Annotated in this window: 30 protein-coding genes; 10 read left to right on the top strand and 20 right to left on the bottom strand. The window is 41.1% G+C overall.

Annotated features, from left to right (window positions below; all coding sequences use genetic code 11):
• Positions 1-35 precede the first annotated feature (35 nt).
• Positions 36-1,322, top strand: a complete 1,287-nt coding sequence (mtaB, locus tag CYCME_RS05445; protein ID WP_020932356.1) for a tRNA (N(6)-L-threonylcarbamoyladenosine(37)-C(2))-methylthiotransferase MtaB — start codon at positions 36-38, stop codon at positions 1,320-1,322.
• On the opposite strand, the gene cysZ is transcribed toward mtaB, so the two are convergent.
• Positions 1,314-2,045 (bottom strand): sulfate transporter CysZ, encoded by a 732-nt coding sequence (gene cysZ, locus CYCME_RS05440; protein ID WP_020932355.1) that lies wholly within the window; start codon positions 2,043-2,045, stop codon positions 1,314-1,316. The genes mtaB and cysZ overlap by 9 nt on opposite strands.
• A gap of 136 nt (positions 2,046-2,181) precedes the next feature.
• Here cysZ and CYCME_RS05435 point away from each other — a divergent pair, with 136 nt between their 5' ends.
• Positions 2,182-3,759 carry a MinD/ParA family protein gene (locus CYCME_RS05435; protein ID WP_020932354.1) on the top strand — a complete coding sequence of 526 codons (1,578 nt, stop codon included), beginning with the start codon at positions 2,182-2,184 and terminating at the stop codon, positions 3,757-3,759.
• Between the two features lie 30 nt (positions 3,760-3,789).
• On the opposite strand, the gene CYCME_RS05430 is transcribed toward CYCME_RS05435, so the two are convergent.
• The 14 genes from CYCME_RS05430 to CYCME_RS05365 form a co-directional block, all read right to left on the bottom strand.
• A complete protein-coding gene (locus tag CYCME_RS05430; RefSeq protein ID WP_016390114.1) occupies positions 3,790-4,566 on the bottom strand; it encodes a TatD family hydrolase in 777 nt (258 codons plus the stop codon).
• Positions 4,567-4,632: 66 nt separating this feature from the next.
• Entirely contained in the window at positions 4,633-4,989 is a 357-nt protein-coding gene (locus CYCME_RS05425; RefSeq protein ID WP_015006169.1) for a PilZ domain-containing protein, read from the bottom strand.
• 11 nt (positions 4,990-5,000) lie between these two features.
• Positions 5,001-5,990, bottom strand: coding sequence for a DNA polymerase III subunit delta' C-terminal domain-containing protein (locus CYCME_RS05420; RefSeq protein ID WP_020932353.1), 990 nt, complete (start codon positions 5,988-5,990; stop codon positions 5,001-5,003).
• Positions 5,983-6,612 carry a dTMP kinase gene (gene tmk, locus CYCME_RS05415; protein ID WP_020932352.1) on the bottom strand — a complete coding sequence of 210 codons (630 nt, stop codon included), beginning with the start codon at positions 6,610-6,612 and terminating at the stop codon, positions 5,983-5,985. Before tmk ends, CYCME_RS05420 begins: the two co-directional genes overlap by 8 nt.
• A 2-nt stretch (positions 6,613-6,614) precedes the next feature.
• Positions 6,615-7,613 (bottom strand): endolytic transglycosylase MltG, encoded by a 999-nt coding sequence (gene mltG, locus CYCME_RS05410; protein WP_015006172.1) that lies wholly within the window; start codon positions 7,611-7,613, stop codon positions 6,615-6,617.
• Positions 7,613-8,470 carry an aminodeoxychorismate lyase gene (gene pabC / locus CYCME_RS05405; RefSeq protein WP_020932351.1) on the bottom strand — a complete coding sequence of 286 codons (858 nt, stop codon included), beginning with the start codon at positions 8,468-8,470 and terminating at the stop codon, positions 7,613-7,615. Before pabC ends, mltG begins: the two co-directional genes overlap by 1 nt.
• On the bottom strand, positions 8,463-9,812 hold the full coding sequence (locus tag CYCME_RS05400; RefSeq protein ID WP_020162336.1) for an aminodeoxychorismate synthase component I: 1,350 nt from the start codon (positions 9,810-9,812) through the stop codon (positions 8,463-8,465). Before CYCME_RS05400 ends, pabC begins: the two co-directional genes overlap by 8 nt.
• A 15-nt stretch (positions 9,813-9,827) precedes the next feature.
• Entirely contained in the window at positions 9,828-11,066 is a 1,239-nt protein-coding gene (fabF, locus tag CYCME_RS05395) for a beta-ketoacyl-ACP synthase II (protein ID WP_015006175.1), read from the bottom strand.
• A gap of 73 nt (positions 11,067-11,139) precedes the next feature.
• Positions 11,140-11,376 (bottom strand): acyl carrier protein, encoded by a 237-nt coding sequence (gene acpP, locus CYCME_RS05390; protein WP_015006176.1) that lies wholly within the window; start codon positions 11,374-11,376, stop codon positions 11,140-11,142.
• 165 nt (positions 11,377-11,541) lie between these two features.
• Positions 11,542-12,276, bottom strand: a complete 735-nt coding sequence (fabG, locus tag CYCME_RS05385; RefSeq protein WP_020932350.1) for a 3-oxoacyl-ACP reductase FabG — start codon at positions 12,274-12,276, stop codon at positions 11,542-11,544.
• Entirely contained in the window at positions 12,273-13,211 is a 939-nt protein-coding gene (gene fabD, locus CYCME_RS05380) for an ACP S-malonyltransferase (protein ID WP_016390108.1), read from the bottom strand. The genes fabG and fabD overlap by 4 nt, the downstream gene beginning before the upstream one ends.
• Before the next feature lie 32 nt (positions 13,212-13,243).
• Entirely contained in the window at positions 13,244-14,206 is a 963-nt protein-coding gene (locus CYCME_RS05375; RefSeq protein ID WP_015006179.1) for a beta-ketoacyl-ACP synthase III, read from the bottom strand.
• A 66-nt stretch (positions 14,207-14,272) separates the two neighbouring features.
• Positions 14,273-14,449: a 50S ribosomal protein L32 gene (gene rpmF / locus CYCME_RS05370; protein WP_015006180.1), complete on the bottom strand. Its 177-nt coding sequence runs from the start codon at positions 14,447-14,449 to the stop codon at positions 14,273-14,275.
• A 136-nt stretch (positions 14,450-14,585) separates the two neighbouring features.
• Positions 14,586-15,098 (bottom strand): YceD family protein, encoded by a 513-nt coding sequence (locus CYCME_RS05365; RefSeq protein ID WP_015006181.1) that lies wholly within the window; start codon positions 15,096-15,098, stop codon positions 14,586-14,588.
• Positions 15,099-15,137: 39 nt separating this feature from the next.
• Here CYCME_RS05365 and CYCME_RS05360 point away from each other — a divergent pair, with 39 nt between their 5' ends.
• Entirely contained in the window at positions 15,138-15,725 is a 588-nt protein-coding gene (locus CYCME_RS05360) for a Maf family protein (RefSeq protein WP_015006182.1), read from the top strand.
• Between the two features lie 3 nt (positions 15,726-15,728).
• Here CYCME_RS05360 and gloA read toward each other — a convergent pair whose 3' ends face one another.
• Together gloA and CYCME_RS05350 are read right to left on the bottom strand one after the other, a co-directional pair.
• The gene (gloA, locus tag CYCME_RS05355; protein ID WP_015006183.1) at positions 15,729-16,106 is read right to left on the bottom strand and encodes a lactoylglutathione lyase; all 378 of its coding nucleotides are present in this window, start codon (positions 16,104-16,106) and stop codon (positions 15,729-15,731) included.
• 26 nt (positions 16,107-16,132) lie between these two features.
• The gene (locus CYCME_RS05350; protein WP_015006184.1) at positions 16,133-16,732 is read right to left on the bottom strand and encodes a transglycosylase SLT domain-containing protein; all 600 of its coding nucleotides are present in this window, start codon (positions 16,730-16,732) and stop codon (positions 16,133-16,135) included.
• A gap of 238 nt (positions 16,733-16,970) precedes the next feature.
• Here CYCME_RS05350 and CYCME_RS05345 point away from each other — a divergent pair, with 238 nt between their 5' ends.
• Positions 16,971-17,990 carry a GGDEF domain-containing protein gene (locus tag CYCME_RS05345; protein ID WP_015006185.1) on the top strand — a complete coding sequence of 340 codons (1,020 nt, stop codon included), beginning with the start codon at positions 16,971-16,973 and terminating at the stop codon, positions 17,988-17,990.
• Positions 17,991-18,026: 36 nt separating this feature from the next.
• On the opposite strand, the gene CYCME_RS05340 is transcribed toward CYCME_RS05345, so the two are convergent.
• Both CYCME_RS05340 and CYCME_RS05335 read right to left on the bottom strand, forming a co-directional pair.
• The gene (locus tag CYCME_RS05340) at positions 18,027-18,809 is read right to left on the bottom strand and encodes an ABC transporter permease (RefSeq protein ID WP_020932349.1); all 783 of its coding nucleotides are present in this window, start codon (positions 18,807-18,809) and stop codon (positions 18,027-18,029) included.
• The gene (locus CYCME_RS05335) at positions 18,802-19,734 is read right to left on the bottom strand and encodes an ATP-binding cassette domain-containing protein (RefSeq protein WP_015006187.1); all 933 of its coding nucleotides are present in this window, start codon (positions 19,732-19,734) and stop codon (positions 18,802-18,804) included. The genes CYCME_RS05340 and CYCME_RS05335 overlap by 8 nt, the downstream gene beginning before the upstream one ends.
• A 302-nt stretch (positions 19,735-20,036) precedes the next feature.
• Here CYCME_RS05335 and CYCME_RS13075 point away from each other — a divergent pair, with 302 nt between their 5' ends.
• On the top strand, positions 20,037-20,228 hold the full coding sequence (locus CYCME_RS13075) for a hypothetical protein (RefSeq protein ID WP_041932907.1): 192 nt from the start codon (positions 20,037-20,039) through the stop codon (positions 20,226-20,228).
• Here CYCME_RS13075 and CYCME_RS05325 read toward each other — a convergent pair.
• Positions 20,225-20,824: a TIGR04282 family arsenosugar biosynthesis glycosyltransferase gene (locus CYCME_RS05325; protein WP_020932346.1), complete on the bottom strand. Its 600-nt coding sequence runs from the start codon at positions 20,822-20,824 to the stop codon at positions 20,225-20,227. The two genes, CYCME_RS13075 and CYCME_RS05325, sit on opposite strands and share 4 nt — an antisense overlap.
• An 87-nt stretch (positions 20,825-20,911) precedes the next feature.
• On the opposite strand from CYCME_RS05325, the gene dapC reads away from it, so the two are divergent.
• From dapC to gorA, 5 genes are read left to right on the top strand one after another with little or no spacing between them, the layout of a single operon-like run.
• Positions 20,912-22,108, top strand: coding sequence for a succinyldiaminopimelate transaminase (gene dapC / locus CYCME_RS05320; RefSeq protein ID WP_020932345.1), 1,197 nt, complete (start codon positions 20,912-20,914; stop codon positions 22,106-22,108).
• A gap of 27 nt (positions 22,109-22,135) precedes the next feature.
• The gene (gene dapD / locus CYCME_RS05315; RefSeq protein ID WP_016390095.1) at positions 22,136-22,954 is read left to right on the top strand and encodes a 2,3,4,5-tetrahydropyridine-2,6-dicarboxylate N-succinyltransferase; all 819 of its coding nucleotides are present in this window, start codon (positions 22,136-22,138) and stop codon (positions 22,952-22,954) included.
• 1 nt (position 22,955) lies between these two features.
• Positions 22,956-23,306, top strand: coding sequence for an ArsC family reductase (locus CYCME_RS05310; protein WP_020932344.1), 351 nt, complete (start codon positions 22,956-22,958; stop codon positions 23,304-23,306).
• A complete protein-coding gene (gene dapE / locus CYCME_RS05305; RefSeq protein WP_020932343.1) occupies positions 23,303-24,430 on the top strand; it encodes a succinyl-diaminopimelate desuccinylase in 1,128 nt (375 codons plus the stop codon). Before CYCME_RS05310 ends, dapE begins: the two co-directional genes overlap by 4 nt.
• A gap of 26 nt (positions 24,431-24,456) precedes the next feature.
• Positions 24,457-25,806, top strand: a complete 1,350-nt coding sequence (gene gorA, locus CYCME_RS05300) for a glutathione-disulfide reductase (RefSeq protein WP_020932342.1) — start codon at positions 24,457-24,459, stop codon at positions 25,804-25,806.
• Positions 25,807-25,845: the final 39 nt, after the last annotated feature.

The raw sequence follows: 25,845 nt of genomic DNA, 5'->3' as shown, positions 1-25,845 counted from the left end.
AAAATAAACGTTCTTTAAACCACTAGTACTTTCCAATGCGCGTTCACCTTAAAACATTAGGCTGCCGATTAAACGAAGCTGAAATAGAATCTTGGGCAAATGATTTTGTTGCCGAAGGGCACCAGCTTGTTAATCAAGAAACTGAGGCCGATATTTTGGTACTCAACACCTGTGCGGTCACGCAAGGAGCCGTAAGAAAATCTCGCCAACTTGTGCGAAAAACACATCAAAAAAACCCGAGGGCAAAACTTGTTGTGAGCGGTTGTTATGCCACCTTAAATGAGCAAGAAACTGTTGCCTTAGATGGCGTTGATCTACTCGTTAATAACCAACAAAAAGACCAATTAGTCACCTTAACACTTAATGAACTAAGTGAAGAAACAATGCCGAGCATTGCAACTGAGCCTAATGAGGTTGCGTTATTTTCTAGGGGACGCCAACGAGCCTTTATCAAAGTGCAAGATGGCTGCCGATACCGTTGTAGTTTCTGCATCGTCACCATTGCCAGAGGTGATGAAAAAAGCAAATCTATTGACAGTATCGTCGCCGAAGCCAACACCCTCCACCAACAAGGCATTTCAGAGATTGTTATTACAGACGTACACCTAGGTGGTTATGGTAGTGATACAGGTAGTAATCTATACAATTTAGTAACAGCCTTATTACAACAAACAAGTATTCCAAGAATCCGTATGGGTTCTTTAGAACCATGGGATTTACCGCAAGGCTTTCTTGAATTATTTAAAAACCCAAGGTTAATGCCACATATGCATTTACCAATACAAAGCGGCTCAGACACGGTACTTAAAAGAATGTCTCGGCGCTGTAAAACAAGTGAGTTTCGTGCGCTTGTATTAGAAGCACGTAAAATAATGCCGAACATCAATATCACCTCCGACATCATTGTTGGGTTTCCCGGTGAAACTGATGACGAGTGGCAACAAACGCTAGATTTTGTCCAAGAAATGCAATTCGGTGACTTACATATTTTTACCTACTCAACTAGAGAAGGCACCAAAGCAGCCTCTATGCCAAACCAAATTAGTACGCAGATCAAAAAAAGCAGAAGCCAAGCTCTTCATACCCTTGCGGCATCAGCAAAACGCGCCCAAATGGATAAACTAGTCGGTCACACTGTTAATGTTTTATGGGAGGATAGCCACCAAGTTGAGACTGACGGTGTCAGCACATTATTCGGTTATAGCCCAAATTATTTACGCGTTAAAATCACTAGCACAGAGCCTGAAAAACTCAGTAACCAAATCATTCCTTGCAAGCTGACTTCGATTGAAAATAATGTATTTAATGCCGAATTAGCCTAACTCTCCTCGTTCATAAAATAGTTTAGTGGCACCTGCTACTGCTACTGCAGGTGCAAACAAATTGATGACAGGAATAGTGGTTGCCAACAAACTTATACTGCCAAACGTCATCGTGTTGACACGAGATCTGTTTAGCATACGTTTTTGATCATTAAATAAAATCTTGTGGTTTTCAAATGAATAGCCTGCATATTCAAATGTTAAAAACCAAGCACTAAATAATAACCATAGCGGCAGGCTAATTACATTAATGCCAGGTATCACCGACAGTATTAACAGTGGAACCGCACGAAGTAAATAGTATGTGATCTTACGTAATTCCAACCCTAACATCTGAAACACTTCTTTAAGAAACGTGTCAGCATCTACTTCAACATAAGGCTGCCCCTTTAGATGCGCTTCTACGCCTTTGGATAACTGGCCATAAAAAGGTGCCGCAATAATGTTAGCAACCAAGGTAAAGCAATAATAAACAATCGCTAAAATACTGGTCATAAAGATAGGCAAAATCAACCACGCTAACCAAGATAACCAACTTGGCAACATAGAATCGACCATTGTTGATAAATAGTGCCACAGCAGCCAACTTGCCACACTAAAGAGCACCACATTAATCAATAAGGGAATAATAACGAAACGCCTTAATCCTGGCTGGCGGATTAAGTGGAAGCCCGCAATAAAGCTACCAATACCATGAGAAAATGATGTTAGGTTTGTTTTCATTTTATAGATTATAAATTTTTAACTTATTGGGAAGGTATTTTGATAAAATCAAAGTTACTTTAACTTAACGTTTTACACTAACGGACTAGCGATTGATCAAATGGAATTAGCTTACACTAACACAAGTATAAACAGTATGAGCCAGCCAAAAGCAAAAGTTATCACAGTCACCAGTGGTAAAGGGGGCGTTGGTAAGTCTAGCACGGCCACTAATCTAGCGCTTTCTCTTACCGCGTTAGACAAAAAAGTGTGTGTATTTGATGCTGATGCTAGTTTGGCCAACATTAATATTCTATTAGGTATTCAACCAACGTATACCTTACAACATCTTTTAAACGGCGAAAAAAACTTAAAAGAAATTATTATTGATGGGCCACGCGGCTTAAAAGTTGTTCCCGGCGCGACCGGAATTGCTGAATATGCGCAATTAACAAATGAGCAAAAACTGATCTTATTAGCGGCTTTAGATAAACTCCAACAAGATTTTGATTATCTCATTATAGATACGGCTGCGGGCATTGGGGATGATGTTCTTGATTTTATTAGAGCCTCACAGTTTTCAATTATTATTATTACCCCCGAACCCACTTCTTTAACCGACTCCTTTTCATTACTTAAAGTTTTAAAACGCTCAAACTATAATCGAACTTCATATATTCTCGTGAATATGGCTTTAGATGCCGAGAATAGCCAAGCAATCTATAAACGTTTTGAGTCGGCTGTAAAAAAATATATTGATGTTGACATTAACTACCTGGGCTATATTCAAGTAGATGAAACCATGATTTCATCCATCAGGCTTCAATGCCCTGCTGTATTGTTAAGTCCAGACTCTAATGCAAGTGGCTGCTTTAAAAAATTGGCTCAAGAATTAGACAAAGAGGTTGCTGAACAAACTGTCGACTCATTCAGTGAGTTTTGGCGCCAGCAAGATGGCATTGACTCACGTGCTCAAACACCTTCTGAAACACCAGTCGTTACGTTTAAAGAAGACACTTTACCTAATACTGTCACACCGCCTGCTAGTGTAAAAACACCGCTTAGCTTTAAACAAGCCGCCGATTTTTGCATTGCCCAATTATCAACGGGTGATGTAACAGAAGAAGATTCAGCCGCTTTTTTAGAGCAACTTACCCAGTTTCAACCACAAGTACCCGAAGAGCCCACGACTCAAGCAGATCAAGCACCCTCTTCGTCATCTATCCGAGAACTATACAATTACCTTGAACAACGCTCTTTTCCTAAAGACGAACTGCGAGAAATCGTCACAACACTTGAGCAAGTATATTTTGAAAAACACGCGGAAAGTCTTAATAGTTTTGAATCGAGCAGCTTAAAATTATTTGCTCAGTTCAGCGGAAATGAAGACGACTTACACTATCTCAATCAGCAACTTAGTTCATGTTTCCAACGCGAATTTAAGAAGCCGCTATATGATGTTCTTGAGCACCTTGAAAGTTTAGTCAGCTCAAACAATTTTAGCCAGCAAAGCTTTGACGACCTGTTAAGTGAATTATTATCCAGTTATCAGAAAAAATTTAATGAGGCTTATAAAACCATGGCTGATGAAAACCTCAAATCCGCAAGGGAAGAAATTTCAGTTTTACAAAAGCAATTAAGCGACATTAATAACGAACTAAATGACACAAACAACACGCTAACCGAAAAAATAATGCTGTTAAATAAGATCCAAGCACTTCTACCCTCTTCCTAATTTCTTAAGGTGGCGCAAAGCCTCGCTAGATTAACGATCAAACAAAGTAGAATAGTTTTTAGCACTCATTTGTGCTGTGGCGTCTAAGGATAAACCTCTTAATTCTGCCATTTTTTCTGCCACATATTTTACGTAATTAGGGTAATTTGGCTTTCCTCGCATCGGAACAGGCGCCAAATAGGGAGAGTCTGTTTCTATTAAAAAACGGTCATTGGGCACTTTTTTTGCCACTTCTTGAACTTGCTTAGCATTTTTAAATGTAACAATGCCTGAGAATGAGATATAAAACCCTAAGTCCAGTGCTTGTTTTGCCATCTCCCAATCTTCAGTAAAACAATGCAAAACACCAGCACACTCACCAGCAGATTCTTCCTGCATAATTCTAATTGTGTCCTGCTTTGCATCACGGGTATGGATGATAATCGGCTTATCAATTTTCTTTGCCGCCCTGATGTGATGACGAAAACGTTGCTGCTGGGTAAGTACCTCAGTCTCTTTTTCAATTCTAGAATAATCTAAGCCGGTTTCACCAATGGCCACAACCTGATCTTTCAAGGCAATATCCACTAATTCATCAACACTTGGATCATGGCCATCCATCTCATTAGGGTGCACACCGACCGATGTAGAAATATTTGCAAAACCGTTCACCAAATCTCGCATTGCAGGGTAATCTTCCCAATTAATTGACACACATAACATATGCTCTAATGAATCAGCTTTCGTAGCTTCTAAATATTCACTAAGACTATTTGAGAAAGGGCTTAGATCAACACGATCTAGGTGGCAATGTGAATCTATAAACATAGGTATTATCCTCTATAAATAAAAAACGGCCTTAAAGGCCGTTTCAAGAACATTCATCAAGTAACATTACATGGTGTGTGTAGGTCGCCCAGTTGCAGAGGTTCCCGCCAAATATGTTTCTATTTTTGCTCGCGCTGCACCACCGTCTTGTTCATTAAATTGAACACCAACACCGTTCGATCTGGAGCCTTCTGCGCCCACTGGGGTTATCCAAATAATTCGCCCAGCAACCGGAATTCTTTCTGCCTCGCCCATTAGACTCAACAACATAAATACTTCATCACCTAAGCTATATTTCTTATGAGTTGGGATAAACAAACCGCCCCCCTCAACATAATCCATAAACGCCGCATACAATGCATTTTTATCTTTAATCGTTAAAGATAAAATTCCTTGGCGAGACTCTTTTCCTGTAGGGGTCATTTAACTAGCCTTTATTTACGTGTTAGTGAATAACTTTGTATCGCGAACTCTTCTAGCATTAACTGTTGGTTAACTTGATTAGACTCTAACGATGTTAAATAATTTAACTGCTCTAACAATGTATGCATTCCTTTTAAGTGTAGCGTTTCTATAAAAACTTTCAAGTCAGCTCTCAGGTCAGGGTTCATTAGCTGATTATCTAAGGCACCATGAGCGCACTTGATTGCATCAGATAACCACGACATCAGCCATTTTAAAACAGGCAAGCCTTTTAGGCTAATACATTTTTCAGCAAATAGGACTGGATCTAAACGCCCTTTCAAAAGCTCTATAAAGTTATTCAGTAACAGCTTTCTGATCTTCAAGGCCTCTTTTTGCCATAATTCTTTAGCATAAAGAGGCGCGTTGTTAGCTAAACTCAAATATTGTTCTGGCTCCTTACAGCCCAAACCAACTAACCAACCCTTTGCCTCAGTCAGCTCAATACCCTTAACGGTTATAAGCTGACAACGACTTCTTATTGTTGCGGGTACTTTCGACAGTTGATTCACTATCAAAACCAGGCAGGTATTTTCGCTAGGTTCCTCTAAGGTTTTCAGTAAACTATTAGCCGCTGAATGAGACATCGCATCGGCTGGGTCAATAACAACAATTCTTGGTTTAGTATATTGATTGCTTAATGCTAATGATGACATTAACTGCCGAATGGGTTCAATTTTAATACTCGTTTTGCCCTCTTCAGGTATTACATGAAAGAAGTCTGGGTAATTATCAGCTTTAAACAATAAACACGCTTCACATAAACCGCAAGCAAACGGCTCATCAAGAGATGAAGAACAAACAGCTCGATGGGCAAACGCGATAGCCAACGATGATACCCCTAACCCTTCGTTGCCAACTAGCATCAAAGCACTGGGTAAGCGGTCTTGCTTTAAGTAACGAGATAATGGCCCCCAATAGTTTTGTAACCAAGGGTAAACAGCTTGTAATTGATTACTCATCTAGCAATATTTTGTCTAAGTAAACGGCTATATTTTTCTGTACTTGTTGCAAAGGGTCAGAGGCATCAACAACACCAAAGCGTTTAGGTTCTGCCTTTGCTCTATCCAAATATACTTGCCGAACATTTTCAAAAAATACTTTTTTTTCAGATTCAAAACGGTCTGGATCACTTCTATTCGCCGCTCGTTGTAAGCCAATATCCACCGACAAGTCTAACAAAATGGTAAGGTCGGGCAACAAGCCCTTTTGAACAAATTGTTCTAGCCAGCTAATATCAGCAACTTTAAAATGACGCCCGCCCCCTTGATACGCATACGTAGCGTCCGTAAAACGATCACACACAACCCACTTGCCAGATTCTAAGGCCGGCATAATGACGTTTTTAAGGTGTTGAGCCCGTGCCGCAAACATTAAGAGAAGCTCAGACTCATCACATAATGACTCATCATCATGGTCTAATAACAAGCCTCGAATTTTTTCGGCTATTTTTGTGCCACCAGGCTCTCTCGTTGTAACAACCTCTTGCCCGGCTAATTTTATATAGTTAGCAATGAACTCCAGATTTGTTGTTTTACCAACACCTTCAACGCCTTCAAGGGTTAAAAACTTTCCCACTTTCATTATTATTGCTTCCGTTGGTATTTGTTAACCGCTGCATTATGTTGCTTCAACGTTTCAGAAAATATATGCGTGCCATCACCATTCGATACAAAATATAAGTTTTTAGTGTCTTCTGGGTGTAGAACTGCGTCGATCGCCGCCTTACCAGGCATTGCTATTGGTGTCGGTGGAAGCCCATAACGTGTATATGTGTTATAGGGAGTGTCCTTACGTAAATCTCTATACCTTATATCACCGTCATACCCATCTCCCATACCGTAAATAACAGTTGGGTCTGTTTGTAGTTTCATACCTATTTCAAGTCTACGGATAAAAACACCCGCTATCTGCTTTCGTTCGTGAGCAGCCCCCGTTTCCTTCTCTACAATAGATGCTAGAATCAGTGCATCATAAACGCTTGGTATCACTGTTCTTACATCTCTTTTAGGCCATGCTGAATTAACGAAAACCTGCATCGAACGGTATGCACGACGAAGAATATCTACATCAGATGTATTTTTAATAAAAAAATATGTTTCGGGTAATAACATCCCCTCTAAATGTTTTTCCGGAATATTCAATAACGTTAAATACTGACTGATACTCGCTTGTTCAGGCAGTGTTTTTTTAATCGCTGGATGCTCTCTAATGTCCCTTAAAACTTCCTTAAACGTTTGGCCTTCAATGATTGAAATAGCATATTGATTAACCTTGCCTTTGACTAGAAAATTCAATATTTGCACCGGTGTCAAACCTGGAGAAAATTCGTACTCACCTGCTTGTATTCTATTGGCAGCTCCTTCAAACCGAACATGCCATTTAAACCAAGGTCCATCTACCACGCCTTTCTTATCCAGCGTTGAAATAATTTGATTTAGGTTTTGACCTTTTTCAATGTTCACAACAACAGAGCCCATCTCGTTAGAAATAGACGATTCATTCATTGCATAGTTGTACATCATCCAAAACCAACCAAATAATAAACTGCAAACAATAATTGTTATTGCTAATAAGCGCCGCATTAGTTTTTTCCCACGTGTTGATCGACTTGATGCTGAATATCAGCCAGTACGTTATCTAACGCCCAGTGTGCATACGGACCCGCCTCTTTAATAAAGGCTTTGTCATCAATTCTAAGTTGTTTAATAGCTCGTATAGGCATTAAACTATTTGTCATAAAAACCTCATCTGCATCTATTACGTTCTCCACAGACAGCTCCATTTCTCTACAATCCATTCCTTCTTGAGTCGCTTGAGCTATTAAGTAATCACGAATGATTCCTCTAACTCCCGCATTTTCTAATGTAGGCGTCATTAAAACACCCTTGCTAACAATAAAAATATTACTCATTGTTCCTTCAATCACTACGCCCTCAACATCGAGCATTAAACCTTCGGTTGAAACAGTATCGCCAAATTCACTACGTGCTAACACTCGTTCTAATTGATTCAAGTGTTTAAGCCCAGCCAATAAGGGTTGGCGGCTTAGCTGAGTATGACATAAAACAAGGTCTAAACTAAGCAGTGGATTTTTTACCGTTGCCTTAGTTACAGAAAAAGACACTAGCCGTGTTACGTTAGGGTTTTTGGGCGGCAAAAAACCTCTTTTACCGACACCTCTTGAAATCAATAATTTTATAACCCCACATTGATTTGTCTCGATGAGCTGAAAGATTTCTCTTTCTAAAATATCCTTATTAAGAGGTGGAAAACCCAGCACTTCGCAACCTTTTTGTAAGCGCTGCAAGTGTTCTTCAAGATAACAAGGGCAACCAAACTCCACTAGAATGGTTTCAAACAGGCCGTCACCATATTGTAAGCCCCTGTCTGAAGCATTAATTGAGTCACCATATTGACCATTAATTAGGGTCTTATCCATTACTAATATTCAACGCTTGTAATAAAGCTTTGGCTTTATGTCGTGTTTCTTCAAGTTCTTTTTCTGCAATTGAATCCGCCACGATTCCTGCCCCTGTCCTCAATATTAACTGCCTATCATTAATGGTAAAGGTTCTTATTAATATGTTTAGGTCTAAGTTGCCATTACGATTAATGTAGCCCATCGACCCGGTATAGGCACCCCTTGGCGTTTTTTCTAGTTCATTAATGATCTCCATACAACGAACTTTAGGACAACCCGTTATTGTACCGCCCGGGAAAACTGCTTTAATCACGTTTGAGGGCGACATGCCCGAGACCAATTTACCAGTGACGTTTGAGACTATATGATGCACTTCTGCATAAGATTCCAAGCTCATTTTCTCATCAACCTTTACCGTACCGGTTGTACAAATTCGCCCAAGATCATTACGAATGAGGTCAATCAACATAATATGTTCTGCGCTTTCTTTTGCATTAAAAAGTAACTCTTGCGCAAAACTATTGTCTAACAGTTCATCTTTATCTCTGGGCCTTGTGCCTGCGATAGGTCGCATTTGCACAACATCGTCAACACAACTAATTAAACGCTCCGGAGATGATGAACAAATAACCGTCTCGCCGAAACAAGCCAACCCAGCAAAAGGTGAAGGGTTATGTACCCTTAGTGAACGATAAACATCTAAATAATCACTCTGACCAGCAAACTCACCGGCCCATTGCCTAGAAAGATTAACCTGTAAGGTATCTCCTTCAATTAGATATGACTTAATCTTTTTTACACCCGCTAAAAAGGCGTTCGACGGGTCTTCTTTTAACTTGACTGTTGGATAGTTAAATCCACTCTTTTCCAGGGTCTCTAGATCAACCAATACTTGTTTAATTAAAGCATCATGTCCCTTTTCGCACACAATCCAGCAACGGTTATCCTGATGGCTTCTTATGATGGCTAAAGGGATTCTTACAGCACTCACCACCGGTAAGCTTTTATCTACTTGCAGATCGGAAAGTTTTTCTTCAATAACACCAATAAGTTCATAACTTAAAAAGACAAACCAGCCCCCCGTAAAAGGAAGTTTGTCAGCCTTACTTGGTACTTTCTCTCGTTCAAAAGCATGATCAAACTTAGCGAAAAATTGATTATTTTTTATGCTTGATGATTCAATTTTTTCGCCAGGAAAACCGAACAATATATCGAAAGCATTGGCTGAATGACTTGCATCATTACTTTCTAATAAAAATGGATAGCGCTGAGGATTCGCCGCATGGCAATCTAATAGGTCGAAATCTGAAGCAATTTCGATTTTAAGGTAATCGCCACAGTCTTTTATATCCAGTGTCACCTGGCAGGGTATAAGCTAAAGTCGTTTAAAGACGAGCGTGCCGTTAGTACCACCAAACCCAAATGAATTTGACACAACAACATTCATTTCCATTTGACGTGCTTCATTTGGCACATAATCTAAATCACAATCAGGATCAGGCGTAAATTGATTAATGGTCGGTGGCGCCACTTGATCACGCAACGCTAAAACAGAAAATACTGCCTCTGCGCCACCAGCTGCTCCTAGCATATGACCAGTCATGGACTTGGTTGAACTCATCGGTACTTTATAAGCATTATCACCTAATAAAGTTTTAGCTGCGTGCGTTTCAGCAACATCCCCAGCAGGTGTCGAGGTACCGTGAGCATTGATATAACTGACTTGTTCTGCATCTAACGAAGCGTCTTTTAAAGCATTTCGCATGCAACGGTATGCGCCATCACCATTCTTTGATGGCATGGTCATATGAAATGCATCGGAGCTCATTCCATAGCCGGCTAATTCTGCATAAATTTGTGCACCGCGTTTTTTAGCATGCTCATATTCTTCAAGCACCAAAACACCGGCACCATCACTTAAAACAAAGCCATCACGGTCTTTGTCCCAAGGACGACTCGCTGTTTCGGGTGAATCATTCCTACGTGACAAGGCACGCGCAGAAGAAAACCCACCATAAGACGTCACTGACGTGGCCATTTCTGCCCCACCAGCCACCATCACATCAGCATCACCGTATTGAATAATGCGCATTGCATCGCCAATATTATGCGCACCTGTTGTGCATGCCGTTACAATGGCGAAATTTGGCCCTTTCAATCCACGTAAAATTGAAAGGTTTCCTGAGATCATATTGATGATGTTTGATGGCACAAAAAACGGTGAAATCTTTCTTGGCCCACCTTTTTGAAAGCCTTCAAAACCAGCTTCAATGCCTGAAATACCACCAATACCTGCACCAATGGCTACGCCGATTCTTTCAGCATTTTCATCCGTCACCTCAAGACCAGAATCATCTAAAGCTTGGATTCCAGCCGCAACACCGTAATGAATAAATGGATCCATTTTTTTTGAATCCTTACGAGAAAGATAGTCATTTACATCGAAATCTTTAACGGCTCCACCAAAATTTGATGGAAAATCAGTTGTATCAAACCGAGTTATCGGGGCAATACCACTTTGACCATTTAAAATATTTTCCCAAGAATCTGCAACATTACCACCAACTGGTGACAACAAACCCAACCCTGTAACTACTACTCGACGTTTAGACACAATATGAACTCTCTAACATAAAACAAGCACGGCTTACGATAAAGTAAGCCGTGCTTGATAAAAAGAAATTGATTTATTCTGCGTTATTATTAACGTAGTCAATTGCTTGTTGAACAGTTGTGATACCTTCAGCTTGTTCATCAGGAATCTCACAATCAAACTCTTCTTCAAGAGCCATCACTAACTCAACCGTATCCAATGAATCTGCACCTAAGTCATCGATGAATGATGCTTCGTTTGTTACTTCTTCTTCCTTCACACCAAGTTGTTCTGCAACGATTTTTTTGACGCGCTCTTCAATATTACTCATTTTTCTATTCCCTCTGTATTTTTGGAACCACAAATTTAATTTGTGGTGTTCATATTATATTGCTAAATTTGTGGTCTTCTTATTATATTGCTAAATTAAAAAAGTTTAAACAATTCTATATATCAAACCAAGGACTACTACTAAAAACTTACGATCAATTATTCATTACCCCATATACATGCCACCATTAACATGTAAAGTTTCCCCTGTAATGTAAGCCGCTTTATCAGAACATAAGAAGGAAACAGCATTTGCTATCTCTTTTGCATCACCAAGACGCCCAAGAGGAACCCCTTCCAATAATGAAGCTTTTTGCTCATCTGGTAAGGCTTTTGTCATATCTGTGTCAATAAAGCCTGGAGCCACCGTATTGACTGTGATATTTCTTGAGCCAACTTCTCTCGCTAACGATTTACTAAACCCGATAATCCCTGCCTTAGCAGCTGCATAATTTGCTTGCCCAGCATTACCGGTTACACCAATAACTGAGGCAATACTAACAATCCGCCCTTTTTTATTTTTCATCATACCGCGCAAACAACCTTTACTAACGCGGAATATTGAACTTAGATTGGTTGAAATAATATCATCCCACTCATCATCTTTCATTCTGAGCATAAGATTATCTCTGGTAATCCCAGCATTATTCACCAACACTGTAGGCGCACCCACGGTAGATGTAATGTCTTTCAAGACCGACTGAATTGAATCTGTGTCGGTAACATCTAACGTCATTCCTTTACCTGAATCAGATAGATAATCTGATATAGCCGCCGCGCCGTTATCAGAAGTGGCCGTTCCAACAACATAAAAACCATCAGCGACCAGCTGTTGCGCAATGGCTTTACCTATCCCACGACTTGCTCCAGTAACCAATGCAATTGGTTTATTATTCATCATAATGCCTCTATCGTTTTATTAAATGAGCGCTCATCACCTAACGAGTAAAGTGCTAATGATTTATTAATTCTTTTATTTAATCCACTTAGCACTTTACCTGGACCACACTCAATAATGGTATCTATTCCGGCATCAGTTAACATCTCAACTGTCTCAACCCAGCGTACCGGCGTGTGTAATTGTTTCATCAGAGCCTGCTTAATATCAGATGCATCGTTATGTTGCGCTACATCCGTATTGTGTATGACTGAAATGGTTGGTATTGAAAACCTAACTCCGCCCAATACAGCCATTAACTTTTCAGCAGCTGGAGCCATCAACGCACAATGTGAAGGTACACTGACTGGTAACGGCAACGCTCTTTTTGCGCCCTGTTCTTTCGCCAACTCTATTGCTCTATTAACTGCGTTCGTATTACCTGCAATAACAACCTGACCAGGTGCATTAAAATTAACAGCCGAAACAGTTTCTCCCTCAGCCGCTTGATTACAAATATTTACTAAGTCAGCTACTTCAAGACCTAATATTGCAGCCATCGCTCCCTCACCTTCAGGGACGGCTTGCTGCATAAACATCGCACGTTGCTCAACCAATTTAACTGCATCAACAAAGTCCAAACTTCCCGCACAAACAAGCGCTGTATATTCACCCAAGCTATGGCCAGCCATAAACGAGGGAGTAACTTCCGCTGTAGATTGGAGCACGCGCCACATGGCAACACTTGCTGTTAGTATCAAAGGTTGTGTATTTTGTGTTTGGTTCAACTCTTCAACAGGCCCATTTTGGGCTAACGCCCATAAATCACGGCCTAATGCTTGTGATGCCTCATCGAAGGTTTCTTTGATTTGATTATAGTGAGCAGACAGATCACCTAGCATACCGACAGCTTGGGACCCCTGACCTGGAAAAACAATGGCTATTTTGTTTGATGACATAATGTATTAAATGATTTGAATTTACTGAAGACTTACATTTTTACAAGAGCAGAACCCCAGACAAAACCACCACCAAAGGCTTCCATCAAGACTATTTCACCTTTTTTAATTCGCCCATCTCTAACTGCTTGATCTAATGCAAGAGGCACTGAAGCAGCAGACGTGTTGGCTTGATTTTCTATCGTGAGAACAACCTTTTCCATCGGCATATTCAGCTTTTTTGCAACCGAGGAAATGATTCTTATATTAGCTTGGTGCGGTATTAACCAGTCAACATCTGATTTATCCATGTTGTTGGCTTCAAGTGTTTCATCCACAACACGGCTTAATGTTTTAACCGCGACTTTATACACATCATTGCCGTGCATCGTCATGAAAGCCTGATCACCTTCTTGTTTTTGGTCTTTGATTGGATTGTTCACATACAGCAGATCTTGATATTGACCGTCGGCGTTCATATGCGTTGATAAGATACCGGGCTCTTCTGATGCTTCTACCACAACTGCGCCCGCACCATCACCGAAGATCACACACGAGCTTCTATCTGAATAGTCGAGAATCCTTGAATTCGCTTCTGAACCGACAACCAGTGCTTTTTTTGCGCCCCCAGCTTTTATAAATTGGGTTGCAATGCCCAAGGCATAAATAAACCCTGAACAAGCCGCCTGAACGTCAAAAGCTGCCCCACCGTTTGCGCCCAGCCTATTCTGTAAAATACACGCCGTACTAGGAAAAACCCTATCAGATGAACTGGTAGCAACAATAATAAGATCGATTTCAGAGGCATCTAACCCCGCTGCTTCAAGTGCGTTATTAGACGCAATCTCAGCCATACTAGAGACAGACTCTTTTTCATCGATAACGTGTCTTTGCTTTATCCCCGTTCTGGAATAAATCCACTCGTCAGTCGTCTCTAATATTGATTCAAAATCTTTATTAGTAACAACTTTTTCAGGCAAATAACTACCTGTACCGGTTATTTTCGCATTAAACATTAACTAATGCCTTACCTAACAACACGAAGCTGAACGGCCCGAAGATACGTTAAAACAAAAACCTTATTAATCTTTATCAGCGACAACTTGTTCGCCGCGGTAAAAACCATCTGCACTCACATGATGACGCAAATGAACTTCACCAGTTGTAGGCTCGGTTGATAATGTTTTCGCTGTCAACGCATCGTGTGAACGACGCATACCACGTCTTGAACGTGATTTTTTACTTTTTTGTACTGCCATCTCAAATTCTCCAGAGAATTAATAACCCTTATCGCTTTTAAGCCATAAGTCTTTCCACAACAAAACACATTTATTTTGCTGACATTAGTTTTTGTCCATTGGACATTATTTCTTGAGTAGACGCTAAATCTTCTGTCTAATTCAACTTTAACTTTTCTAAAACCTCAAACGGATTCTTCTTTTTTTCCGTTTCAAGCCCATAATCTTTGCTTGCGCTACTTTTAGGCAACTCAACCGGACACACTTCGTGCCTTGCTATGGATGGAAGCACTAACACCACTTCTGCCTCAACGACATCGCTGATCAGCAAGCGCTCACCTTCATACAAGTAAGGCTCATAATCATCTGGTATTAATGATGCTCTAGCCTCATCATTAATAATCGCCAATTTCACATCTATATTGACCGGAAAATCAGTCAATTCTAAACAAGCGGCGCATTGTAACACGAGATCTGCTGAAATCCGACCTGTTAAAACAACAAATTTTCCGACTTTTGAAAATGTTAAATCTGCCCTTATTGAAGAACTAGACGGATCAATATCAGCCTGTATTTGCTGTAATTCATCGTAAGGCAGTTCGCCTGTAATGTTTCGTTCTTGACTGGCGCACAACGATGGGTCAACTTCTATCTGCAATGTCTTGGTCATATTAGGTAAAATGATCTTAATTCAAATTAACTATATTATATGAAAAATCATCCGACATTAGTATTAGCTTCTAGCTCACCTTTTCGTAAAACGCTGCTAAAAAAAATTTATCCTAACTTTGAAACCGCCTCACCGAATATTGATGAATCGTTTAAAGCCAACGAAAGCCCTATTGAACTTTCAAAGCGTCTCGCGTTTGAAAAAGCGACCGCGTTGACGCCAGACTTTCCTAACCACCTCATTATTGGCTCTGACCAAGTCGCCATGCTTGGGGATCAGCAACTTACTAAGCCCGGCGAATTTAACAAGGCCGTACAACAGCTAACACGCTCATCAGGGAAAACCATTGTCTTTTATACCAGCTTAACGCTTCTAAACTCTAAAACTCACGAGAGCATCACCGAAACAGACATCTGTAGAGTGCATATGAAAACCCTATCTCTTGGGGAAATAGAAAACTATGTACTCAGAGACAAACCATATGGCTGCGCGGCTGCTTTTAAATCAGAAGGCCTAGGCATCGCTTTATTTGATCGCATTGAAGGTGAGGACCCCAATGCACTTATCGGGCTGCCTTTAATCAAGCTGACTAATATGTTAACAACAATGGGCGTTAAAATACTTTAATAGTCAGGCCAGCAACTCTATCGAATAGCCATCAGGGTCTTTAACAAACGCTAAAATACTGTCTGTTCCCTTCATCGGCCCTGCTTCGCGTGTTACCACCCCGCCTTTTTGACGAATTAGCTCACATGCTTCATAGACATCAGCAACTTGTATGGCAATATGCCCAAACGCATCCCCTAGGTCATAGGCACCTTTATCCCAGTTATGCGTTAGCTCTATAACTGTACCGGCACTTTCAGGCTGATACCCGACAAACGCTAAGGTAAAACGGCCCTCAGGAAACTCCTTGCGCCTCAATAGCGTCATCCCTAACACCTCTGTATAAAATTCAATAGAACGGTCTAAATCTGCGACACGAAGCATGGTATGTAATAAACGCATATTTCTCCTTTAGAAAGTCTTAATAGTTAAAGCACCTTATGGCCATTTAAATAATCTTGGTAATAAGTCACTACTTTTTTTACATACTGTTCTGTTTCCGGATAAGGTGGCACCTTATTTCCATATTTCAAAACAGCTGATTCACCTGCATTATAAGCAGCTAGGGTTAGTTTAATATTAAATTTAAACAGTTCTAATAAATACCTTAAATACTGAACACCGCCACGAATGTTTTGCGCTGCATCAGTACGGTTACTGACTCCATATCGTTTTGCCGTTCCAGGCATTAATTGCATCAAGCCTACGGCTCCAGCTCTTGAGACAGCCTTTCTATCATAAGCTGATTCAGCATGAATAATAGCCATCACCAACGCAGGGTCGACCTTATATTGCCTAGCTTGCTGCTTAATCAGTGGTGTCAATTGACGACGATTACGCTGAAAGTTTTTATACTCAATCGTGCCTTTTTTAGGCGTCCGCATAATAAGCTTAAAACCGCCCCCGACGGGGTTATCTGTAAAATAAACATGGCCGTTTTTATCGACTTTTTTGTACAGGTCGGCCTGTATTACTGGTATAGCAACCAGCAACAAAATAAGCAAAATAAAATGATTAACACAACCCATACATTTTCTCAAAAGCCAAGAAGATTCAAAATCTCTTTATAACACAGCTTCTTACCCAACTGCGTCGAATAAACCTTTACTGACAGTTACTACACAGGCAAATAAAATGAGACCTCCCTCACAAATTTCATCATATAATGACTAAATAAAGCAGATAAACTCACCAAACTCCAGCTGTTTACAACTGGCTTCAAATTTTGTACTAATATAAATACAAACCGTCAAACAGAGGAATTAAATGTTACAGCAAGACGAACCCAAACAAGCCGCCGAATATTTAAGGCAAGCAATCCCAATGTTGTCACAACATAACTTACCTCCCACCCCCATCAACTACTCTATTTTTTACAGTTATTTATCTGGTAATTCCCAGACCCTTAATGACGTCATCGATAGCATTATTAGTGAAAAAAAACCTTTTACATTAGCTATCATGCTGGAACTTTATGAAAAATACATCAATGGTGGAGCAACCCTAGAACAACAAGAAAAAATACAGCACTCCTTAGAAAAAGTCATGTCTTCAGCATCTGAAGAAGTCCAACAGGTCAGCAGTGGTGCCGGAGAGTTTGACAGCGCAATTAACAAACATGCTGAAACTTTATCCTATACAACCGACCCACAGGCCGCTGCACTTGTGCTCAAACAAGTCATGCAGGATACACGAGAGATGGTTAAGAACAATCAGGCCACCCAAGCAAGGATGCAAGAAACAAATGCTGAAATTCTTAAAATGAAAGCCGAATTAGAGGCAGTAAAAGCAAGCGCTGAAAAAGATGCGTTAACAGGCCTTAAAAACAGAGGCGCGTTTGATAAAGCGATAGATAACGTTGTTCATAGTGAAACCAATTTAAGTGCAACCCTGGTTCTACTTGATATTGATCACTTTAAGCGTGTAAACGATAATTTTGGCCACCTTGTCGGCGATCGAGTTATTCGTTACGTTTCCGCACTTTTAACCCAGATTGTTGGCTCAGAGCACCATATTGCTAGGTATGGTGGTGAAGAATTTGCAGTTATTTTAACCGGCCTAGATATTGACAACGCGAAGCAGCTGACGGAAAAAATACGTATTGCAATGAGCAACAGTAAGCTGCAACGAAAAGAAAGCGGTGAAGCCATTGGAGAGGTAACAATCTCCGCAGGTATCGCAACAGTTAAAGCAACCGATAGTGTTGAACTGTTAATTGATCGCGCCGATAAAGCACTGTACCAAGCAAAAGAAGCAGGCCGAAATAAGGTTGTTATAGCCGCATAATTATAACGATTAATTCTTACCTTCGATCACAAAGGCTCATTTAATGAGCCTTTTCTTTACCCTATAGGCGGCTAAACTACCCGCCGTTATACTAAATATCAACAAGACCAATACATGCAGCAGCACCAATGACACTTCTCCACCTGTCATTAACGGGCGCACCAAGGAAATAGCGTGATACAAAGGTAACACGGTAGCAATCCACTGAACTATTTGCGGCAAGGTATCTATAGGGAAAAAGACGCCACTAACTAAAACCATTGGGGTAATAAATAGCGTCGTGTAATAAAGAAAAAAATCATAACTTTTGGCGCTTGATGTCATTAACAACGCCAATGATGAAAAACACAGCCCCGTTAGAAAAGCAACGGGCAACACTAATAACGCCCAGCCATTTTCCACCAACCCCAAGAAGGCAGCGACAATTAATATAGCACTGACACTGATAAAACTTTTAGTCGCCCCCCAGAGTATTTCACCAAAAACCACCTCACCAACATTCACCGGTGTCGTCAGCATGCCTAACCATGTTTGCTGCACTTCCATTCGAGTATAGGCGGAATACATGCCTTCAAAACTTGCCGAATTCAACGCGCTGGTGCAGACAACCCCTGAGGCCAAAAAAGCCATATAGGGCATTCCCTCAACCTCGCCCACAAATCGGCCCAAGCCATAACCCAATACGATTAAATATAACAAAGGCTCACCAAAGTTACCCAGCAATGAAGGCCCAGCAAGCTTCCCCCAAACGCGAATATTTCGCGACCAAATTGACCGACTTCTGGATAAAAATAGTTTCAGTTTAGCTAGTTTATTCACGCAAATCTCGCCCAGTTAACTTGATAAAAACATCTTCTAAATTCGCGGGACGAAACAGATAATCATCATGCGTCCCTTGCTCTAACACAGCCAAAGCATGGTTCATTTTCTCGCCATAAAAAAAGCAAATATCCCCTGATTTCTCAAACCGAGCGAGCGTTTTATCCTGCTTTAGCACCGATATTAAATCGTCCGAAGCTGCATGAACTTCAAGAACATGTGATTCAATTTCATCCTTAATTAACTCCTTAGGTGGCGAATCGGCCATCACCTCGCCGTAGTCCATCACAATAACCCGATCACATAAGCGCTCCGCCTCTTCCATATAGTGCGTCGTTAAAATTAGAGTAAGCCCCTGTTTTTTTAACTCGCGAAGCTTTTGCCAAATAGCTTGGCGTGCTTGTGGGTCTAGCCCAGTCGTTGGTTCATCCAGAATCAATAATTTAGGCTTATTAATCAAAGCCCTTGCCAATGACAGACGTCGTCTCATGCCTCCAGATAACGCTGATATTTTACAGGCCGCTTTATCTTCTAACGATGCAAATGCAAGAAGCTCTTTTGTTCGTTCTTTTAATGTTTTTTCGTCGATACCAAAAAAACGCCCATAAACGTATAAATTTTCTTCAACGGTAAAATCAGGGTCCAAATTATCCATTTGAGGTACAACACCGACAGATTCCCTGATAAGCGATGCGTTTGCAGGCATCGGCAACCCTAAAATTGACAGTTCTCCGGTATCTATCGGACAGTGACCAACCAACATCCTTAACGTCGTCGTTTTACCTGCGCCATTTGGACCCAATATTCCACAAAAACAACCCGCTTCAATATTTAAATCTAGCTCATTAACCACCTGTTTATTATTATAAAACTTGGAGATTTTTTTAATCTGTACGATGTGCGATGCAGAATTGACAGCATTCATTATTAATAACGATAAACTTTTTATTGGCTAGATATTATAACTGGCTGGCTATAAAAAACAGTTATTATTCTGGGTGCCTGATGCTCATAAGGACTGAACTTTTATCATTAAATATAGACTAACCTTTTATCTACATCATTGTAGGGATACATTTTAGATGAGTGAAAACAATGGAACCAACATTGAATACCTAAGCTATCTTGATGAACACGGAGCGTTATTACAACCTCTTCAAACACCACTCCAAAACCGTGAAACGCTAACTCAACTCTACCGCACACTCGTTACCTCAAAACTTTTTGATGAAACGATTATCAATTTGCAGCGAGTTGGAATCATTTGTTGTTTTACGAGAGATTGAAAAAGAAAATCTAGACGGTATTAAACAAAAACTGGCGACATTAAAAAGTAAAATTGTACAACGAAGTTTTTCAGCCAATGAATTACGAGGCCACACCACAGCCTTCATAGAAGACCTTCAACAGCCCTATTAACTAGCCTGCCATCGCTTTAAATCGCTTAACGTATCAACATCCCAAAGCATCGGCAACAAGCTATATGTCAGTTTTGCACCTGTCAATGCCTTCAAGGTCTGGCTTAGTACCGTTGCTTCACCCCAATCAACCTGACTAAACATATTGTCGCGCACCTTGGTGCAACCAATTAATACAAAACCACCATCTTCTGCCGGCCCCAAAACCACCTTCGAGTCTGTCAGCAACTGAAAGGCTTCCATTAAATAATTGAGAGTAAAAACTGGGCAATCGGCACCAATCAACACAACCCTATTTGCCTCGTGAAGCCCTTGCTCAAGAGCATACTTCATCTTATCACCCAGGTTAGCGCCGCGTTGTTTGCGTAGGGCAAATTTATATTTCTTAGCAACCTGCTGAAAAAAGTCATGTTGTAAATCAGGCGCACACCATAGTTGGACGCTGTAATTACTGCTAGCAGCTAACTCAACAACACTGCTTAATAACGTTATATATACATCAGTTGCTGCCTTCACACCTAGTTCGGGTATCAAGCGCGTTTTTACAAAACCGTCTATAGGTGCCTTCGCAAAAATTTGCAGTACTGTATCAGCCATCAGATTTGCTATTATTGTTAGCTTGGAGCGTTTTATCCTAAACGCTAATCACCTATACTACCACGCTACAAAAAATATCCTTTCGTTATGAACCCAGATTTAGCTTCTCTTCAACCGTACCCATTTGAGAAACTCGCTAAACTCAAGCACGGTATTACACCACCCAATCAGTTAGAGCATATCGCTTTATCTGTCGGCGAACCCAAGCACCCTACGCCTCAAATAATTACCGATGCGTTGCTAAAACACTTACATACCCTTGGCCAATACCCAACCACAAAAGGGCTAGACGAATTACGTCAAAGCATTGCCGCATGGCTTTCTCAACGTTTTGATATAAACCCTAACGCGCTTGACCCAAACACACATATTTTACCGGTTAGTGGCACACGAGAAGCCCTCTTCTCATTCGCACAATGCGTTGTCCAACGAAGTGATAAGGCCATCGTTGCCATGCCAAACCCCTTTTATCAAATATACGAAGGGGCAACTTTATTAGCCGGTGCAAAACCATTCTTCATCAATTGTGATCAAGAAAACAATTACCTGCCCGATTACGACAAAGTAAGCACAAAAACATGGAAAAACTGCCAACTACTTTATCTATGTAACCCTGGCAACCCCAGTGGTGCAAACCATACCGAGGCACAACTAAGACAACTTATTGAACTAGCACACCGTTATGACTTCATCATTGCGGCGGATGAATGTTATTCAGAGATATACACCACTGAACACAATAAACCATTAGGTTTATTAGAGGTCAGCCAGAACATGGGCAACACAGATTTTTCACGTTGTGTTGTTTTCCATAGCCTGTCCAAGCGCTCAAACGCGCCGGGTTTGCGATCAGGGTTTATTGCTGGCGATGCTAAGGTTCTAAAAAGCTATTTTAATTACCGTACTTATCACGGCTGCACCATGCCAACGCTGACCCAACATGCCAGTATTGCCGCTTGGGGACACGAAGAACATGTTAATGAAAACCGCTTTCTTTATGCTCAAAAATTCAAAGATGTGCTGTCTATAATTGACGATAGCTTGGATGTAAAAGCACCCGACGCGGGCTTTTATTTATGGGCAAAAACACCTATTTCTGATATCGACTTTGCACAGCAACTGTTCGAAAAACAACATATCACCGTGTTACCTGGGCAGTTTCTAGCCCGCAATACAAACGACGGCAACCCTGGTTTAAATCATATTCGTATGGCGCTGGTAGCACCAGTGGGCGAATGTTTAGACGCCGCACACCGAATTAAACAATTCATACAAACTCTTTAAACTATCATTAAATTATAGGATTAACACATGCAAAACCTTGAAAACATTATCAATGAAGCTTTTGAAAACCGCGCTGACTTTGATTCAAAATCAGTCTCCTCAGAAATTCGCAGTGCCGTTGAACAAGCACTTGCTATGCTAGACAGTGGCGAAGGTCGTGTTGCAGAAAAAAAAGACGGCGACTGGGTGGTCAATCAGTGGTTAAAAAAAGCTGTTTTATTATCGTTCAAGATCAACGACAACCGCGTCATGGACCGTGATGAAAACCGCTTCTACGATAAAGTAGAGACTAAATTTGCTAACTACACTGAAGAAGATTTTAAAAATGGCGGTATGCGTGCTGTACCAGGTTCAGTGGTTCGTGCAGGTTCATACATTGCACCTAATGTTGTCCTCATGCCCTCTTTCGTTAATATTGGCGCCTATGTAGATAGCGGTTCCATGGTTGATGGTTGGGCAACAGTTGGCTCATGTGCACAAATCGGTAAAAATGTTCATTTATCGGGCGGTGTTGGTATTGGTGGTGTTCTAGAACCATTACAAGCAGGCCCTACCATCATTGAAGATAATTGCTTCATTGGCGCACGCTCTGAGATTGTTGAAGGCGTTATTGTTGGCGAAGGTTCCGTGATTTCAATGGGTGTTTACATCGGCCAAAGTACAAAAATTTACAACCGTGAAACAGGCGAAATTATGTATGGACGTATTCCTCCTTACTCTGTGGTTGTACCGGGCAATTTACCATCAAAAGACGGTACACATAGCTTATATGCGGCCATTATTATCAAAACGGTGGATGAAAAAACTCGCAGTAAAACTGGTTTAAACGATTTATTAAGGGATTAATATGCCCATCGTTATGTATGGTATTAAAAACTGCGACACCATTAAAAAAGCCAAAAAATGGCTGACTGATAATCGGATCGAGTTTACGTTTCACGATTACCGGCAAGATGGCCTAAACGAAGCTCTTTTAAGCGCTCTCGAAGGCCGCCTTGGTTGGCAAGCGATGATTAACAAACGAGGTACAACATGGCGCAAACTTGATGATGAGGTAAAATCATCAATCGATAGGGAAAAGGCCATTAGCATCATGTTAGAAAACCCCGCGATCATTAAACGTCCTATCTTAGATACCGGCAAAACCCTAGAACTTGGCTTTTCCGCTGATCAATACCAACAACTATTGTCTACATGAGTGATACATTAAACCTCACCCTTGCCTTACTTAAAAAGCAATCACTTACGCCTAACGATGCAGGCTGCATGGACTTGATGGCAGAGTACCTGCAAGAACGTGGCTTCAAAATAGAGTGGATGAACTTCGGCGAAACGCGCAATATGTGGGCAAGAAAAGGCAGCGAAGCGCCGTTATTTTGTTTTGCAGGTCATACCGATGTGGTACCCACGGGTCCACTAGAAGAATGGAGCACTCCACCTTTTGAACCTACCATCAAGGATGGCTTGGTCTATGCCCGTGGTGCCGCTGACATGAAAGGCAGTTTAGCGGCAATGATGACTGCTTGTGATCGTTTTATTACTGAACATAGCACTCACAACGGCTCTATTTCGTTCTTAATCACTAGCGATGAAGAAGGCCCCGCCCATGACGGTACTGTTAAAGTCATTGACACACTGAACCAGCGCAAAGAAAAAATCGATTTTTGTATCGTTGGTGAACCGTCGAGCCATAAACATTTTGGTGATATGGTACGCGTTGGTCGACGTGGTTCGATCAATGGTTATTTAACCTTATTTGGTAAACAAGGCCATGTTGCCTACCCCGAATTAGTCGATAACCCTATCCATGCCCTAGCCCCTATTTTGTCAAAAATAACGGCAGAAAAATGGGATGAGGGTAATGAATATTTCCCCCCAACTAGCTTTCAAATCTCTAATATTAATGCTGGAACCGGTGTTGAAAATGTTGTTCCTGGGCAACTTAATTTAGTGTTCAATCTACGTTTCTCGAGCGAATTAACACCCGAAGACATTAAACGGCGTATCACTTACATAGTGGACCAAAATTCAGATAATTATGAGCTTAGTTGGCAGGTATCGGGTTTACCATTTCTGACCGAGAAAGGAACATTAACCAACGCTGTTGAACAAGCCATTTATGAACTAACCGGCAGTACACCTGTTTTATCGACTGGCGGCGGCACATCTGATGGTCGCTTTATTGCCCCAAGTGGTGCCCAGCTCATTGAGCTAGGCCCCATTAACGAAACAATCCATAAGGTTAATGAATGCGTCCGTATTGACGATTTAGACACATTATCACTGACCTACTCTAAAATACTAGAAAATATTTTACTTTAACTACAAAACATAACTGGCTGATTTATATGAACTATGACTTTGATTTAATATCTATTGGTGGTGGTAGCGGTGGTATCGCTGGTGCGAATCGAGCAGCTTCTTACGGTGCTAAATGTGCAGTTGTTGAGCAAGCTAGGCTCGGTGGAACCTGCGTTAATGTTGGCTGCGTTCCTAAAAAGGTAATGTGGTTTGCCGCCTCGACAGCAGACATTATTCACTCGGCTAGCGATTATGGTTTTGACGCTTCACTCAATTCCTTTAACTGGCACTTGCTAAAGCAAAATCGAGACGCCTACATCAAACGCCTCAATGGAATTTATGGCAATAATTTACATAACAATAACGTCGAACATATTGAAGGAACCGCATCGTTTATTGATAGTCACACTATTCAGGTTGGTGACAAACAATATACGGCTAAACGTTTCCTCATCGCCACCGGGGGTAAACCGGCTATCCCCAATATTCCTGGTGCGCAATACGGTATTACATCGGATGGTTTTTTTGAACTTGAAAAACAGCCCCGCAAAGTGGCCATCATTGGTGCAGGGTTTATTGCCGTTGAGCTCGCAGGTGTCTTCCAAGCCTTAGGCACTCAAGTAACACTTATTATACGAGGTGACCACGCTCTTCGATCATTCGATAGTATGTTAGGTACTGAGTTAATGAAAGCCATGCAACACCAAGGTATTCAAGTTGAAACTCAAACCACACAAACGTCTATTGATAAAAGCCCCGAAGGAAAATTAACCATCAACACCACTACTGGCGTCGTTGACGGCGAATACGATGAAGTTATTTGGGCAATTGGACGTGAACCAAACACCGATTCATTATCTATTGAAAAGGCAGGTATTGAACTTGATAAACGTGGCTTTATCACCACCGATGAGTGGCAAAAAACATCTCAAGAGCATATTTTTGCCGTCGGCGATGTGACTGGGCGAGCTGCCTTAACACCCGTCGCTATTGCAGCAGCACGCCGCCTTTGCGACCGATTATTTAACGGCCAGCACGAGCGTAAATTAGATTACAACCTGATTCCTAGCGTCATCTTTTCACACCCGCCGATCGGAACAATTGGCCTCACACAAGAGCAAGCCATTGAGCAATTTGGCGATAACGTAAAAACCTACACCTCCACCTTTAACCCTATGACACAGGCGCTATCAGTTGATAAACAGCCCACCACTATGAAACTGGTAACCACAGGAAAAGAAGAAAAAGTGGTCGGTTGTCACCTGTTCGGTGAAAGCTCTGATGAAATTCTTCAAGGTTTTGCTGTTGCTATCAAAATGGGCGCAACCAAAAAGGACTTTGACGATACCGTTGCCATTCACCCAACAAATGCGGAAGAATTAGTGACGATGACCTAGCCTTTAATATCAATAGGCTCTTAGTCATCAACGGTCTTG

It is taken from the genome of Cycloclasticus zancles 78-ME (assembly GCF_000442595.1).
Taxonomy (GTDB): Bacteria; Pseudomonadota; Gammaproteobacteria; order Methylococcales; family Cycloclasticaceae; genus Cycloclasticus; species Cycloclasticus pugetii.
Note: the sequence above shows the minus strand (reverse complement) of the source record. Positions and strands in the feature narration are given on the sequence as shown.

Bases quoted from the DNA above. Each gene is read 5' to 3' on its own strand.
- mtaB (WP_020932356.1), top strand. From the start codon at position 36: ATGCGCGTTCACCTTAAAACATTAGGCTGCCGATTAAACGAAGCTGAA.
- cysZ (WP_020932355.1), bottom strand. From the start codon at position 2,045: ATGAAAACAAACCTAACATCATTTTCTCATGGTATTGGTAGCTTTATT.
- CYCME_RS05435 (WP_020932354.1), top strand. From the start codon at position 2,182: ATGAGCCAGCCAAAAGCAAAAGTTATCACAGTCACCAGTGGTAAAGGG.
- CYCME_RS05430 (WP_016390114.1), bottom strand. From the start codon at position 4,566: ATGTTTATAGATTCACATTGCCACCTAGATCGTGTTGATCTAAGCCCT.
- CYCME_RS05425 (WP_015006169.1), bottom strand. From the start codon at position 4,989: ATGACCCCTACAGGAAAAGAGTCTCGCCAAGGAATTTTATCTTTAACG.
- CYCME_RS05420 (WP_020932353.1), bottom strand. From the start codon at position 5,990: ATGAGTAATCAATTACAAGCTGTTTACCCTTGGTTACAAAACTATTGG.
- tmk (WP_020932352.1), bottom strand. From the start codon at position 6,612: ATGAAAGTGGGAAAGTTTTTAACCCTTGAAGGCGTTGAAGGTGTTGGT.
- mltG (WP_015006172.1), bottom strand. From the start codon at position 7,613: ATGCGGCGCTTATTAGCAATAACAATTATTGTTTGCAGTTTATTATTT.
- pabC (WP_020932351.1), bottom strand. From the start codon at position 8,470: ATGGATAAGACCCTAATTAATGGTCAATATGGTGACTCAATTAATGCT.
- acpP (WP_015006176.1), bottom strand. From the start codon at position 11,376: ATGAGTAATATTGAAGAGCGCGTCAAAAAAATCGTTGCAGAACAACTT.
- fabG (WP_020932350.1), bottom strand. From the start codon at position 12,276: ATGATGAATAATAAACCAATTGCATTGGTTACTGGAGCAAGTCGTGGG.
- fabD (WP_016390108.1), bottom strand. From the start codon at position 13,211: ATGTCATCAAACAAAATAGCCATTGTTTTTCCAGGTCAGGGGTCCCAA.
- CYCME_RS05375 (WP_015006179.1), bottom strand. From the start codon at position 14,206: ATGTTTAATGCGAAAATAACCGGTACAGGTAGTTATTTGCCTGAAAAA.
- rpmF (WP_015006180.1), bottom strand. From the start codon at position 14,449: ATGGCAGTACAAAAAAGTAAAAAATCACGTTCAAGACGTGGTATGCGT.
- CYCME_RS05365 (WP_015006181.1), bottom strand. From the start codon at position 15,098: ATGACCAAGACATTGCAGATAGAAGTTGACCCATCGTTGTGCGCCAGT.
- CYCME_RS05360 (WP_015006182.1), top strand. From the start codon at position 15,138: ATGAAAAATCATCCGACATTAGTATTAGCTTCTAGCTCACCTTTTCGT.
- gloA (WP_015006183.1), bottom strand. From the start codon at position 16,106: ATGCGTTTATTACATACCATGCTTCGTGTCGCAGATTTAGACCGTTCT.
- CYCME_RS05350 (WP_015006184.1), bottom strand. From the start codon at position 16,732: ATGGGTTGTGTTAATCATTTTATTTTGCTTATTTTGTTGCTGGTTGCT.
- CYCME_RS05345 (WP_015006185.1), top strand. From the start codon at position 16,971: ATGTTACAGCAAGACGAACCCAAACAAGCCGCCGAATATTTAAGGCAA.
- CYCME_RS05335 (WP_015006187.1), bottom strand. From the start codon at position 19,734: ATGAATGCTGTCAATTCTGCATCGCACATCGTACAGATTAAAAAAATC.
- CYCME_RS13075 (WP_041932907.1), top strand. From the start codon at position 20,037: ATGAAACGATTATCAATTTGCAGCGAGTTGGAATCATTTGTTGTTTTA.
- CYCME_RS05325 (WP_020932346.1), bottom strand. From the start codon at position 20,824: ATGGCTGATACAGTACTGCAAATTTTTGCGAAGGCACCTATAGACGGT.
- dapC (WP_020932345.1), top strand. From the start codon at position 20,912: ATGAACCCAGATTTAGCTTCTCTTCAACCGTACCCATTTGAGAAACTC.
- dapD (WP_016390095.1), top strand. From the start codon at position 22,136: ATGCAAAACCTTGAAAACATTATCAATGAAGCTTTTGAAAACCGCGCT.
- CYCME_RS05310 (WP_020932344.1), top strand. From the start codon at position 22,956: ATGCCCATCGTTATGTATGGTATTAAAAACTGCGACACCATTAAAAAA.
- dapE (WP_020932343.1), top strand. From the start codon at position 23,303: ATGAGTGATACATTAAACCTCACCCTTGCCTTACTTAAAAAGCAATCA.
- gorA (WP_020932342.1), top strand. From the start codon at position 24,457: ATGAACTATGACTTTGATTTAATATCTATTGGTGGTGGTAGCGGTGGT.